Origin of the sequence: Vibrio sp. 10N.222.49.A3 (assembly GCF_041475145.1) — a bacterium.
Classification (GTDB): Bacteria; Pseudomonadota; Gammaproteobacteria; order Enterobacterales; family Vibrionaceae; genus Vibrio; species Vibrio tasmaniensis_A.
Genome location: NZ_JBFRVM010000117.1, coordinates 1 through 405, shown reverse-complemented (window position 1 = coordinate 405; position 405 = coordinate 1). Strand labels below are relative to the sequence as shown.

The 405-nt window shown below is 59.0% G+C and carries 1 protein-coding gene; it reads right to left on the bottom strand.

The features are described from left to right. Positions 1-405 (bottom strand): hypothetical protein (locus AB4589_RS18885; RefSeq protein ID WP_372101490.1); only part of this gene is annotated, 405 nt, incomplete at both ends.

Sequence of the window (405 nt, the reverse complement as noted above, 5' to 3'; positions counted from 1 at the left end):
TGGTTTCGTCTGTGCTGTTCGCTTGACCCGCATTACCGGTTGCCGCCGCCACTTGCTCAAAGCTGTTGTCGGTGTCAGTCACGCCCGTCACTTGAACGTTCAGCTGCTCGCTGCCTTCATTCAAGGCATCGTCGGTTGTTTGCACTTTGAAGCTGGTGCTGTTGCCCGTCACAGTCACGCTGCTTGGCAACGCACTGGTGTCCGCGCCGCCTGCCGCTGCGCCACTCCAGTCCAGAGCCACTGCCACCGATTGACCCGCTGGCACGTCGACCGCCTGGCCGTCTTTGTCCACTAACGTGATGGTGTACGTCAGTTCGCCACCTTCCGTCACGCTCGCTTGGTCTACGCTGATTTGCGCAAACACCGTGTCTTTCGGATTTGGATCCGTTGGGTCGGTTGTGGTTT